The sequence below is a fragment of the Alteromonas sp. ABM1_013 genome, from assembly GCF_056160505.1.
This window is the reverse complement of the sequence record NZ_JBSWXH010000001.1, coordinates 552,918-566,505: the sequence shown is the minus strand read 5'-3', so window position 1 is coordinate 566,505 and position 13,588 is coordinate 552,918. Positions and strand designations below refer to the sequence as shown.

The window sequence follows — 13,588 nt, the reverse complement described above, 5'->3', positions numbered from 1 at the left end:
CCACCTAGCTTTTACAACCAGCTGCCGCTGATATTTTCTAGTAATTTCAACTGTATCGGCACAACTACTGTGAACTGAAGTAATGATTTCTGCTTCAGGTACAGTAAGCGGTAGTGCCCTATCGATGTTATAAACAGATAACCTGTATATGGTGATACGAAACACCTCACTAAGAAATAGCACTTTTGGGGAATATTGCCAGCGTGTTTTACATTTAACTATAAGCTTACAACATAGCTATAAGTTTGAAGTCTCGGGCTGAAAGTTTAAACAAAAACGCCAAAGATTAGGGGGAGTATCAAAGCCGTAAATATCCCGTTTACACAAAGCCCAAGGGTAGCCATAGCGGCGACGTCCTCCCCCATTTGTATTGATTTGGCAGTGCCGATAGCATGCGCAACAGTACCTAAAGCAATGCCCTGTGCCTGTCGGTCATGCACGTCAAATACAGAGAACACCCCGGTCGCTACAATAGCGCCCACAATACCTGTAGTGATAACAAAAACGGCTGCTAGCGCGGGAATTCCGCCGATGTGAGCACTGGCTTCCATCGCAAGAGGCGTAGTGATTGATTTAGCTAACATGGTCATTTTTAGCGCCGATGGTGCATCTAACGCAAAAAGCGTGAGCCATGCGGTAACAGGCGCAATTATTCCACCAAAGCCAATACTGACTATTAACCTCCATCCGTAGTGCTTTAAATACTGCCATTGCCGATAAATTGGTAGTGCTAGCGCAACAGTAACAGGCCCCAATAGCCAATGAAGTAATGATGCCGAGTTCTGATACTCAACAACTTCAGTATTGGTCAAATAAAGGAGTACAGAAACAAAGACAGCCGTAAAAATAATGGGATGCGCGATTGGGTGACCGTTACATTTCTTACTAACCCACAGTGCGATAACGTAACCGACAACCGAAATGCAGAGCCACAACAAACCATTTGCGGTAAACGCTTGATTTGACGCATCAATCATTCAAGCTTCCCTTCCGTTTGTGAAGTACTTGAAGGTTTATTCAATTTGCTGCAAAACAGCTTTTGCGCGAACCAAGCCGTGATACCTAAGCTCAATGCTGTAGTAAGGATAATAGCTATGGCGATTGCCAGCGCATTGGCCTGAATATCATCCCAATAGATAGACACACCTAGTACTGCTGGGACGAAAAACAATGACATATGTTTTAAGGGAAAGGTAACAAATTTAGCTGTAGCGACTTCCAGATTCGGAAAAGTGAAGAGCATACTAAGTAGCAGACAAAGCCCAACCAACGGCCCTGGAATAGGTAACGCCAACATGGTAACGGCGAAAAGCCCAGCATAATACGCAGCGAAAACCACTATGGCCCCCACTACTGCGTTACTTACATTTCGCACTTTCTGTCCTTGCTTTCAAGTATAAAGCACTAAGTGTAACGATTAGCGAGTTCCACCACCAGCGGGACTATGGTCTTATGGGCCTTATGTTCTTTCTTGATTTTCTTGGCCCTCGACATGCCAAAACTGATAGTAGTACTTGTGGGTTATTTTAAAGATCTCGCCATCTTGCATAACCACTCTTTGCTGATTTAGCCTTTGATCTAAATGCGCGACGTGCTTGGCATTTACTGCTACTGAGCGATTACAGCGCTTAAAGTACTGCTCGCCAAGACGCTTCAGTAATTCACACAAAGTTGTGCGAACTACATAACATTCAGACAGTGTTTGTACACACATGTAGTCCCCTGCCGCTTCTATCCATTTAATATCAGCGGGATTTAAGCAACACCACCCATTCTCAGTTCTAATACCGACCACATTAGGTTTGATACTCTTGCTTAGCTGCTGGCGTAATGTCGCTAACAACGCGGGCTTAGATACCCCGTACTGTTTGCACAGCCCTTTTACCATTGTGTTAAATTGAAAATCACGTTCGAAACAGTCAAATTTGCTTTTAACGTATCCGATAGCATGTATTAGCTGGTCCTCTTCAAAAGGCGCTGTAATAAAACCAGATGCGTTGTACGAGAACGCCAGAAGTGCCTCTTCATCCTTGTCTCCCACCGCCAACCAATACTTTGAAGCAAGATTACGGCATGACTTTGAAACCGAATAGAAACCGATTGATTGAGGGTACTTTTCAGCCAAAGCTAAACAGTGACCCACCGACTCAGCTCCAAAAACATGGCTAAACAGATTTAGTTGCTTCAAGATTTTGCAAAGAGCGGCTTGCTTAGATGCAGATTGTAAGAATACTAATGAGATCATCTGCGCTCCCTTGCAATTTAATTGATGCTATGACTTTTTAGGCTTTATACCGCAGCTTTTTAAAGAACTAGCTGAAGAAAGATGGAAAAAAGGGGCTATGCATCACATAGCCCTAAGTCCAGGGCAAAAAACTCAAATTAGCGTTTAGCGGTCAATACGCTTGGGCTTGCATTTACTCGGCGCGCGATATGCTGAGCATTCTTAGAAGCGTTATGAGTAGCTGCAAAGGTCAACATATCTTGGCCATTACAAACCAAACCTTCGTGCAGGTCTCTCATATTTAAGCCTGTTGCTTTTACCGCGCGATGTAGTTTAAAGCGGCTGTCGCTCTTTACGGCTTCACATACAGCAATTAGCTTATCTTCTATCTCAGCTGGGTAAGAGCCAGCATTAGCAGCAGTAGCAGTTAAAGAAAGTGTGGTTCCTAGTAAAGCGATTTGGGTAACACGGCGTAACGTAAACATAACAATTTCCTCTGATAGTATTAGGCAACGCGGTGACGACCTCTACTTGTCGCCGCACCCATAACCTAGTTAAGTTTTATGATGTTTACGCTACAGAAGCGTTAAAATACGGTTACCTGAGTTGTAGCGATAAGCGCACAAAAGATAAGGTTTAACTATCTGCCTAAACTGTTATTAGTCGTGCTTAAAACATATTTTGAAACAACCTAAAAATTTTAAAATTGCTAGCTATAGTTAAGAAGCGCTAAGATATTATAAAAATAGAATTTAAAGTAGGCATGTCGTAAGCCAATAGCATTAATTCAAGGAAGAGAAATGTTAGAGCAGCAGCACTATCACCATATAAGAGAGCATATGCAGCCAGGCGACATCATTGCGTTTGGCGGAAACAGCTTGTTTTCCCGATGGACAAAACTTACTACGCGCTCAGCCGTTACCCATGTTGCCATAGTTACACAAACCAAAATTACACACACGAAAGCTACGCATACCAAAGCTACAGATACTATGCCGCACGACCAGGAAAGAAGCCGATATTACAATCACGTCATGGAAGCTACGTCGTTCAAGGGCAAGCGGGGCGTTATGACAAACCGTCTAAGCGAGCGTGTTGCATCGTACGACGGCGATATTTGGTGGCTGCCCTTATCAAACGCATCGCGCAGTATTTTCGAACAAAACAAACGCAAGTTCTTTGACTTTATGTGCGAGCAAGAAGGAAAACCCTACGACATACTTCAGCTATTCGGTTCGGCTGTAGACGCACTCGACGAGCACCCTCTATTTAGTAGTATTAGCTATAATAACGAGGATTTTAGCAGTTGGTTTTGTTCAGAGCTTATTTCTGAAGGGCTAAAGACCGCGGGTGTGGTTACAGGTGTAAACTCATCCGAGGTAACCCCAGTTGACATCTGTCGGTTCAATATCTTTAAAAAACGTTATGTGCAGCTTAAAGGGGAAGGCCGAGTTATCGCAGGCTTTAATTCTTTAGTGCCAGACAATTGGGGTCAGATTGCCTAACCCCACATAGCTAAAAGCTAGTTTACCTGCAAAAGGTAGTTCTGCTTTTAGAAAATGCTGTCTTGGTGAATTTTAATAAACATACCCGTACCAATTTTCGAGTAGTCAATTTTATATTCTTTTCCGTTTAGCGTTTGAATGAATACTAAAGTTTTTTCGTCGCCGAAAACATCGCTAGTCGTTACATCGACTAATTCCATATCCATCATTTTTGCATCACGCTTATTCTCAGGTACTTTACCTTCGTATTGCTTAATGCCTTTGTAGGTCACAAGGATTGGCGGGTTGTCATCGCCATTAATAACCAATAAATCTAACTTTCTAATTTTATGAATGATGGTGTTTCGACCACTTGTAATGAAGGGTTTTTCAGTCATTCTCATCTCCGCGACCGCTTACCTGCTTTTTTATAATTAACATAGATTGTGAACGTCGAGTTTATCACGATGTTAATAATCAGCACATAAGCATTTGGTTGATATATGTGTGCAAAGTATAAACATAAATTGCGAAATGTGAGCAATAAATCGCTAATTTTTAGTGTTTAATTATGTTTGTTTCAATTTTACTGCCATTTTATCCACGGTCTATAAACGAGATTATGGATTAGCTTCTCACATGGCTTAGTTTCAGGAGACTTAAAAACACAGCTTTCAGCTTCGTTTATATCAACTTGTGCCACTATGTTTGAAACAGAAACCTCCAAGTCTAAGTCAGTATCTAACTGAGTCATTGGCAAAATAAACTCTACGCGATTAGTAAATGCACATGACTTTTCAGGGGGCGCTGATGCTGACTCAGATGAACACCCTACGCTTCCCAAATGATAAGACCATTTACGTGTTTCTTTACCACTTTTTGAAACATCCAGCCTTAAAAACTGGTGCCCATTTTGACGACTCGAAAACATCGTCTTATCGTTTAAGGGCGTCTGTTGAGTAAGGGGATCACCGTGGTTAATATCAAAAGGTAACCCCATAGTAAAACGGAGGTTAGTTGCTAGTTTTAAGAGTTCCTCTGACACATCTAACACTATTTTGCTGTTAGCATCATCTGGGTTGCTACATTTGTTGTGAAATTTCAACAATGCTTCATTAGGCGTTTGCCACTGAGTCTGCTTGAACTTCACTCGTTGCCATTTTCCATCTATGCGCACTTCGGGTTTGCTAAGATAGAATCCGAAATAATCGATATTCCAACGCTGCTGACCAATGCTCATGATCATTGGGCACGCGCCTGTGTCTACACCCACAAGTTTAAAGGGTATTTCTCCCGCTTCGCGCCCTTTTAGGTTAATCACGTCGCACCCTACCAGTGTAAGCAATGCAGCGAAAAGCAACGTATATATAGCTTTCATGCGAAAAGGTATTTTCATTTACTTCAATAATTCCTTTAAATATTCCGCAGCCAGAAGCTGCTGCACTTTCACCCACCACATAATCGATAGAATGAGTGCATGACTATTAAACGCAATAGTGCTGCTTTTAGCGTTTGCGAGTCAAGGCGGACTAACATACAAAAAGAGTAAATAAGCGTTATTGGGCAAAGAAAGTGTTAGCTTTTCTTCCAGTACTTTTCCGTAATGCTTTTTTCTAGTGCTTTTTTCTAGTGCTTTCTTCTAGTAATTAGGGGGTGGGAAGTATTGGATTTCGAATAATGTTTGATAACGCTATTCATAAAACAAGCAAAACAGCGACAAAATGAACAAAAATAAAGCAAACAATTCACAAAGCCATCAGCTAGGCGTGACAAGGTAAATAAAACTGCTTATACTTGCGCTCGCTTGTGGTTGTTATGCAAAACAATTTGCGGACATAATTACACAGCACATCTCAAAATGGCCCCATAGCTCAGTTGGTTAGAGCATCCGACTCATAATCGGCAGGTCCCCTGTTCAAGTCAGGGTGGGGCCACCATTTTTCTTGGCTTGCATCCCAAAAACCTACTTCTTGTCATTGAACGCTCTTAGTAATAGCGTTTTAATTTCAGTTTTGCTTTTAAAACATCGTTTCACCGAAAACGTATCATAACTTATCATGGTTTACCTTATTTGCGTTGGCTCCGAATATAGCTAGGCCCCACTTTCCGCAGGGCCTATCCTTTTCCATTACATTGCAATTTTAAAACGCTGTTTACTGGGCCGACATTTCTACTGAAATAACAGGTGCTCCCGTATCTGTGGCATCAACTACAAACCTAAGCGTTTGCGATTGGCTTACCGTTAATTTAATGTTACTTGCCCCCTGCTGAAGCGTAAGCGACTCACCAACATTAATCGTCCCACCATTGCTTCCTAAGTTCGGTGACGACCAATTGGCTTCTGCCACTTTAAATTCATGAGTACCAGCATTCACGTTAAAGCTAATTGAATAAATGCCAGCACCTTCGTACACCATTGGGCGAGACGTACCCCAGTCTCCCATAACGCCGCGCACATAAATGGTGTTTTCACCATAAGGCGCAGGTACTGCGTTCGGGTCTTGCGTTGTAATAGCAAGGGTTGGGTTTGCATCATTCGCAGCGTCTAGCTCGAAGTTATAGTCGCCGTCACTGATAATATTAAGCGTAAGGTTATTGCCGCCGTTAGTAAGTGTAGCAGACTGCCCTGCGCCTACGGTGACTCCGCCACCAATGTTCGCTACACCAAAGTTCTCGTCGGCTAATTTGATTTCATAGCTTCCCTCAAGCAAGCTAACTTCGATGCGATACTTATCATTGCCCACATACTCTAATGGCAACGATGTATCCCAATTATTCATGCCGCCGCGTAAATAAACAGTTCTATCACCGTAAGGTGGCAACGCAGACAAACCATAGCCTTGTTCACTATTTTGCGGTTTCACAAATATGGCAGTGGTAAGCGCTGGCACGCTGAATGTGCCGTTATTAAACGTTGCACCTTGAACGCGCTGGTCAGCAGACGTTTGCTGGTTGGCGTGAAGTTCAAAGTTTGTCGCATCACCAATAGTGAAGCTTTGTGTGCTTTGGGTTCCATTAAACAACACTACAATAGCGTCGTTATTCTCGTCTAAATCTTCAAGACCAATACCGTCGTCAAGGCTCATTACAATAAGCCCTTGTATTTGTCCTTCTCCGGTATTGTGAAAACGAATACGCTGTGCGATGTCTTCAGCACTGTTTAACCTAAATAATTTGCTGGTTGCACGTACATTTAAGAACTCATTGAATAGCGAAGAAGTTAGCTGAATATCTTGCGAACTAAACTGTGAATTGGGGTTTGCAGAAACAGTACGAATCTCGTCCCATCGCGCTTGATTGTCTTGCGCTAGCGGTATGCCGATATTCCAATTGCTCTCAGTTTTCGTGAAGTCAACGCGGTTAAACCAGTCACCAGCATCGTAAGTGTTGCGGTCCATTGACTTCGAACGAATAAGCTCAGATCCCATGTGCATGAAAGGTATGCCTTGGCTTAATAACGGAATAGACAAGGCCACATTCTGTACGCGCACACGGTCTTGCACTGTCATATCACTTGGCAACCCGTATTGCAACTGATCCCACAACGCTTCGTTATCATGTTTAGAAATGTAGTTTACGGTGTCAGCAGGGTCTTCACTGTAGCCAGCTGGCTGACCATTCCAGTCGTAGTCATATGCTAAAAGATAAGTGCCGTCAGCAGCAACAAACTGATAACTGCCTACATTCCCCACCAACCCAATCCTAATGGTGTCTTGGTCGTGCAGGCTACCACCTGCATTAAACAATGTAGCACTGCGCACGGCTTCACGTTGCCTATCAGAGAATGTACCAATTTCAGAGCCTGCCATATTTAGCTGTGCCGCTTGTTCGAATCGACGATTATTCACTACCTCACCAAAGTTCCAGCCTTCTCCATAGAAATAGGTGTCTGGATCTACGGCGCGCACGGCTTCTCGCGCGTCTAAAATAGCTTGTTTCGGTATGTGCCCCATTAGGTCGAAACGGAACGAATCAAACCCAAAGTGCTCAGCAAAGCTTACCAATGAATCGTTCATTAACTTTGCCATCATGGTGTGTTCAGTTGCAGTGTTTTCACAACAGGTTGAATTTTCGATACGCCCTGTTGTTTCGTTTAAACGCTGATAGTAGCCAGGCACCACTTTATCTAACACAGAGTTATCAAACAGTCCTGACGACGCAGTATGGTTGTAAACAACATCGAGTACTACCCGAAGTCCCATTTCATGCAGCGCTTGGTTCATGGCGCGCATTTCTACAATACGAGCTTCACCATCGGGGTCAGTCGCATAGCTGCCCTCTGGCGCAGCAAAATGATGCGGATCGTAGCCCCAGTTAAAACCATCGAATCCACGCATACTTTCAACTAACGCTTGGGCTTGCGTAGTGTCAGGCGAGTAGCTTTTAAGTACGTCTAGTAAAATTGAATTATCATTTTCAACGTCACAAACAGGCGCTTCAGCATTTAAGCTGCACAGCCTAGCTACTGTATCGGTAACGTCCACACGGCTTTCTGCGTCTTCACGAATAGTGGCAATGTCATTTGCAGGAAGCATATGAAAGTGGGTTAATCCAGCATTTTGCAATGACTGTAGATGTTGTACAGGCACTGAGTTAGACTCAGTAAACGCCATGTATTTACCGCGATTTTCAGGGCTTGTGCTTTCATCAAGAATGCTGAAATCGCGAATATGACTTTCATAAATAATAATGTCTTCTGGGTCGCCTGAAGCAGGCACTACGTGATTATCCCAACCTGTGGGCTTTAAATCAGCATCATTTAGATTCACAAATTGCGTAAATCGACCATTTGTAGAAAGTGAAACAGAGTACGGGTCGGTGGTTTCCAACACTTCAATATTCTGAGTTAGCGGATGGAAGACCGTAAGTTCATAGCGATAGAACTGTCTATCTAAATCAGACTTCTGCCCTGTGTGGTTCCAAACACCCGTTGCAGCATCTAACACCATAGGGTAGGTATTTTGCAGTACCTTAGCCTTGTTATACACCTTCAAATTTACAGATTGCGCTGTAGGCGCCCATACTGAAGTAATTACGTCGTTACCGCTGTAGCTTACGCCTAGTTTAGCCTCGTCGGCGTCATTAGCCGTGCGAGTGTAAAGGTAGTCTAATGCTCTTGGCGTTTGTACGCGCGTTGAGTCTAAAATGTTGCCGTCTGCGTCTTTCGCAACAGCAACAAGCTGACCGGTAAGCATTCGCTTAGCTTGCGCTTCACTCACATCGAAAGTAAAACCAGTGAATCCGTTTAGATGAGGGTTTGCGTCGTAATGACTCTGCTCAGGAATGTCTAGCATCATTGGTACTCGAGTTGCCGAACCTAATGCACCAACATTTAGTAGCGACACACCTGCGCTCTCGGCGTCAAGGCTTGCATCGCTTGAGTAATAAAGCGCAATATCTGCTGCGTCGCCATCATTAGTTAACCACAACAAAGTGTTGTCATCCATCCAATGCGCGCGAGCACCGTCTAAAAATTGAGGGCGACTCGTAATAGGTGTATACCAAAGCTCTGGAAAACCGTTAAATGTGAAAACTTGATTACCAAACTCTGGCTCAAACCGGCTGTCAACACTGCCTAGCGGCTTGTCATTGCCTTTGTGAACGATAAAGTTATAACAATCGGCGCCAGGCTCGACGGTTAGCACGTAATAGGCACCGTACTCTGGGTGAATACCGTCTGCTGGATATGGGTCGGGCCAATTGCTGAAATGCGAGCTTTGGGTCGTCGGCTCTGCATAGTTACCACATGCTTGACCATTCCAAAGATGTAGTCCCCACCCGTCGTATTGGCCGTCTTCTCGGCTGTAAAATACTGCTATTTGATTTTGTTCCAGCGCAAGACCGGTTCCACTACTATCTTCAACGAATGACTGCACGCTAAGGTCTAACGAAAAACGGGCTCGTTTTAGTTCGAACCGCCCCACTACCGACGCACTTTGTCCAGGCGCTAACGTTTCTACATCTATTGTTAAATAAGGCGTCCCATCTACTTCTCCATTTGCGTTCACCAAAGCGTGGCTACTCGCATTAAGCACAACGCGAATGGGCCCAGTCAAGTTCATTTCGCTGGTATTTTGAACCGTAATAGTACTAACGTAGTGTCGATTAACTCGGTCAAATGCAGGGCGGCTAGGGTAACGGGTTTCCGTCATTTCAATCGCTTGCCAGCCTGCGATCGTTGGCATACTTGCCAACGCCAATAAAGGCAAAGCGGGTAAACAAATAAAGGTATTCTTTTTCATGGCTAGGCCCTCTACTTCACATGTTTAGAGCGGCGAAATGCAATAACGCCAAGCCCAATAGCTAATAGAAACTGAGTGTGCGGTGCAGATACAGCTGTACTTTCTACTAGCGAAACGTTATCGATAGTAAACGTTGAAGAAAACGACTGAGCGTTAAAGCCTGGCTCTAGTGCAAAGTCTAGAAAATAGCCATCGTAGCTGTTGTCTAACTGCGTAACAAAAGTACCGCTACCAGACTGAAAACCAAAAAGAATTGACTCGATGTTGAAACCGTCGTTCAGTACTACCGAGAAAGCATCAGATAACACATCGGTTTGTAAATCATCGCCATCAAAAATCCAGTCGAAGCTTAACTCTACTGTTACGCCATCAGAAACCGACGACAGATCAAGTTGAGTGAATAACGTATTTGAAAAGCCGTCAGGAAACAAATTGTCGGTACTTATCTGCGCCGAACATTGCCCAGCGCTGTTTATAATAGAAAAATCACTTGTGACGACAGGTTCGCCATTGCCGTCTGTATCTAGGCTCCACCCGTTAAAATTACACGTTTGAAAATCGCCGTTCGCTATAAAGTTTGCGTTAGCTTGCGCACTTAGTAAAAGTGAGCATGCAACGAGTAAAGCTCTGAGTTTCATGGTTTCGCCCTTTTGTTAAATGTTTTCATCATTTGTAAATAATATGTTTACTTCGGACGAATACTATTTAAACGACATCTCGCTTACTAGGACAAAAGAGGGCAATGGGCATTGAATACGTATGCAAGAAAAAGCGGCTTAGTACTTTTTCGTTAGGCGCAGTCATGGAGTTTGCCAAGCTATCCCCTCTAGCTAACTTCAGGCTGAGTAATGAAAGACAATCAAGAGAGCTAATTACCTCCTCCCTGTTCATGTCTGTGTTGACCACCGATTTTCTATCGCAGCGACCTACACCACCAATCTGATAGTGCAAGTATCATTGCATTGGCTATTCAAAAGTGAAAAGCCTTTATTTAAACTGTAATACCTCATCTGTAGCCTATCCTTACTATTAGCCTACTTTTTACTGGTTTCTTATTAGATGAAGCACACCATGTCGCGCCATGCGTTTTACTCGCTAACGGTTACCTTCACTATTTTGTCTGTTCTTGGCCAAGTCTCTACCAGCATTTATAGCCCCTTCTTTTTTGACTTAGCGACAATGTATGACAGTCAGGTGAGCCTGATTGAGCAAAGCGTAGCTGTGTTTTTAGTCGCCTTCTCAGTTTCACAGTTAGCGTCTGGCATAGTGTGCGACTACATAAACAAGCAAAAACTTTTGTTCTACGGAATCATAGTATTTATTGCAGGTACACTTATGGTGGCGCTTGCCAGTGAAGAGTCTACTTTTCTTATAGGTCGTGTCGTGCAAGGCTTAGGTGGTGGCGTCGGCGTATCAGTATCGCGAGGGTTGTCACGTCAAATATTTAGCGAAAAGCAGCTAAATACTTCACTTTCACTTATCAATATTGCTTTTGCTATTGCCCCAGCAATAGCACCGCTAATAGGTACAATAATTGGCGAGTCTTTGGGTATTTCCGCTATTTTTTATTTCGTGTTGGTAATGGGGCTGATCGCCCTACTTTTGTTATTCTCAGTATCTAGCATTCTTAGTCATTTTACGCCGCCGGTATCTAACAATGTATTTAGTCGCACGTTAGTACTTATAAAAAGTACAATATTAAAGCTTGTCTCGGTAGGCATGGCTAGCGGGCTTTTGTATGGCATTGTGTTTTGCTTCATTACCATCGCGCCCTCTATGGTAATGCAGCAGTTCGGGCTTTCCAAAACCCTGTTCTCAGTATACTCACTGCTAGCCACCTTATCTTTCGTTGTAGGCAGCGTATTTAATATTTGGCTGAAGTCTTTGTCACCTTTGCAAAAGTTCAGGGTATCTAGTTTCTGTTTAGCTGCACTTTCCGTGCTTTTTGCTTTGACCGTATTCTTGAGCATAGAGAGTGGGTTAGTCAGTATTTTGGCTTACTGCTATATCACGTTCTTTTTCATAGGTATCGCTATGCCTTGTAGCGTAACTATTATGCTTGGCTATTCTGAAACATCTGCTGGTTTTTTAGCTGCACTCACTGGCTTTTTTCATCTGACAGGAGCCGCCATTGGCGCTTACGCAATCACACTGCTCACGCTAGAGCCTACCGAGGCTTTTAGTTTAGCAACTTGTGCGCTAAGTATTGCCAGTATCGCGATTTGCTTCACATTGAAAAAGCCCTAATTGATCATCTTTCTGGTGATGTCAGTGCAATCATACGTTTTAAAAGCGCTACGTTGACGTCATTACCTCTGCTCAGCCTTGCGGCATTCCTTGCTCATGTGCTGTCGACACCCCATTAGCCGCGCCTTCTTGCTCTATATTAAGCGCAGTAATTGGGAACGGTATGACAATCCCTTCTTCATCAAAACGTTTTTTCAGCATTTTAATAAACGCACTTTTAATAAAGAAGCGGTTAAAATATTCGCGGGTTCTCAGCATTATGGTTAAGTTAATACTCGAATTGTCGAAGGTATGAAACAACACAAAAGGTTGGTAGGTTTCAACACCAAACTCATGCTGCTCTAAAATAGTATTGGCCACCTCTAAACAGACCTTTTCAACATGGTCTAAATCAGAGCTATAGTGCACGCCCACTTCAACGGGTACTGATAGTTCGCGTTCAGGATAGTAGTAGTTAATCAGTTTGGAATTAGAGAGCTTGCTGTTCGGCATAATAACAATGTTGTTCGGCAGCATTCTTACCCACGTAGAGCGCCACCCTATTTTCTCGACAAACCCTTGTTCCCCTGAATCCAGTTCAATGAAATCGCCTATACGAATGGGCTTATCCATCACTAGTTGAATGCCTGAAAAGAAGTTTTCAAGCGTGGGCTGTAGGGCTAGAGCTACTGCAAGTGACGTAATACCCAATGAAGCAACGATGGGCGTTATCGATACTCCCATTGTGCTTAAAATGATTAAAATGGCGAGTACGGCAAACACTGCTCTTACTGCACCACCAGCAATAGCGCTGGTGTTTTTCACAATGGTTGATTGGTCGCGATAACGATTTAAGGAATAGGTAACAAAGCGCTCGAAAAAAAGAAACAGAGTAATTATAAGACCGGCTTCAATAACAATAGTTAACGCCTCAATAGCCCTTTCATCTTCTATCTGAAATACTGAAACAATACTTTTCACTAACAACAGAAAGATAACCCAAATAAGCAAATTAAGCGGGGCATTTAGCGATAGAACTAGCACGCGATAAATATCAGACATGCTGCTGCTTTCAGAACGCGCCTTGGCTTTTAAGCGCACTAATATAAGGCGCTTAATGATGAAAAGCACAATAACGACACCGATTAATCCGGCTATTGCAAGTACCTGCTTATTTTCAAGAAGTTGGGTGCTATCCACGGCTGACGGTGCTCCTGCGTAAAGGTATAGCGCTTTTGGTATTAGCTATAGGTTAATACGTAAAAGGGGACGCAAAAGGTGCACCAATTGTTTTGTTTCTATGTAAAGTTCAATATGCAGGTCGTTTACCTAACATAATAAAAAAGCCCCATACCGTTTTCACAACATAGGGCTTTAATTTGTTTCATAAGCCTTTAGCAAGGCGCTTATGT

General features: G+C 43.3%; 11 protein-coding genes and 1 tRNA gene. 3 read left to right on the top strand and 9 right to left on the bottom strand.

What is annotated here, in order from left to right:
- Window positions 1-266: 266 nt before the first annotated feature.
- The 4 genes from ACXAGK_RS02410 to ACXAGK_RS02395 all read right to left on the bottom strand — a co-directional run bounded on the left by ACXAGK_RS02410 (window position 267) and on the right by ACXAGK_RS02395 (window position 2,709).
- Window positions 267-977 (bottom strand): LrgB family protein, encoded by a 711-nt coding sequence (locus ACXAGK_RS02410; protein ID WP_474853871.1) that lies wholly within the window; start codon window positions 975-977, stop codon window positions 267-269.
- The gene (locus ACXAGK_RS02405; protein ID WP_474853869.1) at window positions 974-1,375 is read right to left on the bottom strand and encodes a CidA/LrgA family protein; all 402 of its coding nucleotides are present in this window, start codon (window positions 1,373-1,375) and stop codon (window positions 974-976) included. Before ACXAGK_RS02405 ends, ACXAGK_RS02410 begins: the two co-directional genes overlap by 4 nt.
- 84 nt (window positions 1,376-1,459) lie before the next feature.
- Window positions 1,460-2,245, bottom strand: coding sequence for a LytR/AlgR family response regulator transcription factor (locus tag ACXAGK_RS02400; RefSeq protein ID WP_474853867.1), 786 nt, complete (start codon window positions 2,243-2,245; stop codon window positions 1,460-1,462).
- Window positions 2,246-2,382: 137 nt separating this feature from the next.
- Window positions 2,383-2,709, bottom strand: coding sequence for a DUF3718 domain-containing protein (locus ACXAGK_RS02395; protein ID WP_474827540.1), 327 nt, complete (start codon window positions 2,707-2,709; stop codon window positions 2,383-2,385).
- Window positions 2,710-3,024: 315 nt separating this feature from the next.
- Between ACXAGK_RS02395 and ACXAGK_RS02390 the strand changes: the two genes are divergently transcribed.
- Window positions 3,025-3,729 carry a hypothetical protein gene (locus tag ACXAGK_RS02390; protein ID WP_474853865.1) on the top strand — a complete coding sequence of 235 codons (705 nt, stop codon included), beginning with the start codon at window positions 3,025-3,027 and terminating at the stop codon, window positions 3,727-3,729.
- Window positions 3,730-3,776: 47 nt separating this feature from the next.
- Here ACXAGK_RS02390 and ACXAGK_RS02385 read toward each other — a convergent pair whose 3' ends face one another.
- Window positions 3,777-4,106 (bottom strand): hypothetical protein, encoded by a 330-nt coding sequence (locus ACXAGK_RS02385; protein WP_334057245.1) that lies wholly within the window; start codon window positions 4,104-4,106, stop codon window positions 3,777-3,779.
- A gap of 188 nt (window positions 4,107-4,294) precedes the next feature.
- Window positions 4,295-5,104 (bottom strand): MbnP family protein, encoded by an 810-nt coding sequence (locus ACXAGK_RS02380; RefSeq protein WP_474853863.1) that lies wholly within the window; start codon window positions 5,102-5,104, stop codon window positions 4,295-4,297.
- 464 nt (window positions 5,105-5,568) lie between these two features.
- Here ACXAGK_RS02380 and ACXAGK_RS02375 point away from each other — a divergent pair.
- Window positions 5,569-5,645, top strand: a tRNA-Ile gene (locus ACXAGK_RS02375).
- Between the two features lie 216 nt (window positions 5,646-5,861).
- Here the strand turns inward: ACXAGK_RS02375 and pulA are convergent.
- Window positions 5,862-9,950, bottom strand: a complete 4,089-nt coding sequence (pulA, locus tag ACXAGK_RS02370) for a pullulanase-type alpha-1,6-glucosidase (protein ID WP_474853861.1) — start codon at window positions 9,948-9,950, stop codon at window positions 5,862-5,864.
- A gap of 11 nt (window positions 9,951-9,961) precedes the next feature.
- The gene (locus tag ACXAGK_RS02365; protein WP_474853859.1) at window positions 9,962-10,588 is read right to left on the bottom strand and encodes a hypothetical protein; all 627 of its coding nucleotides are present in this window, start codon (window positions 10,586-10,588) and stop codon (window positions 9,962-9,964) included.
- 421 nt (window positions 10,589-11,009) lie between these two features.
- On the opposite strand from ACXAGK_RS02365, the gene ACXAGK_RS02360 reads away from it, so the two are divergent.
- Window positions 11,010-12,197 (top strand): MFS transporter, encoded by a 1,188-nt coding sequence (locus ACXAGK_RS02360; RefSeq protein WP_474853857.1) that lies wholly within the window; start codon window positions 11,010-11,012, stop codon window positions 12,195-12,197.
- Between the two features lie 72 nt (window positions 12,198-12,269).
- Here the strand turns inward: ACXAGK_RS02360 and ACXAGK_RS02355 are convergent, their stop codons facing one another.
- On the bottom strand, window positions 12,270-13,376 hold the full coding sequence (locus ACXAGK_RS02355; RefSeq protein ID WP_474853855.1) for a mechanosensitive ion channel family protein: 1,107 nt from the start codon (window positions 13,374-13,376) through the stop codon (window positions 12,270-12,272).
- Window positions 13,377-13,588: the final 212 nt, after the last annotated feature.

Coding starts and splice junctions, on each gene's coding strand:
- ACXAGK_RS02410 (WP_474853871.1), bottom strand. CDS start 977: ATGATTGATGCGTCAAATCAAGCGTTTACCGCAAATGGTTTGTTGTGG.
- ACXAGK_RS02400 (WP_474853867.1), bottom strand. CDS start 2,245: ATGATCTCATTAGTATTCTTACAATCTGCATCTAAGCAAGCCGCTCTT.
- ACXAGK_RS02395 (WP_474827540.1), bottom strand. CDS start 2,709: ATGTTTACGTTACGCCGTGTTACCCAAATCGCTTTACTAGGAACCACA.
- ACXAGK_RS02390 (WP_474853865.1), top strand. CDS start 3,025: ATGTTAGAGCAGCAGCACTATCACCATATAAGAGAGCATATGCAGCCA.
- ACXAGK_RS02385 (WP_334057245.1), bottom strand. CDS start 4,106: ATGACTGAAAAACCCTTCATTACAAGTGGTCGAAACACCATCATTCAT.
- ACXAGK_RS02380 (WP_474853863.1), bottom strand. CDS start 5,104: ATGAAAATACCTTTTCGCATGAAAGCTATATATACGTTGCTTTTCGCT.
- pulA (WP_474853861.1), bottom strand. CDS start 9,950: ATGAAAAAGAATACCTTTATTTGTTTACCCGCTTTGCCTTTATTGGCG.
- ACXAGK_RS02365 (WP_474853859.1), bottom strand. CDS start 10,588: ATGAAACTCAGAGCTTTACTCGTTGCATGCTCACTTTTACTAAGTGCG.
- ACXAGK_RS02360 (WP_474853857.1), top strand. CDS start 11,010: ATGAAGCACACCATGTCGCGCCATGCGTTTTACTCGCTAACGGTTACC.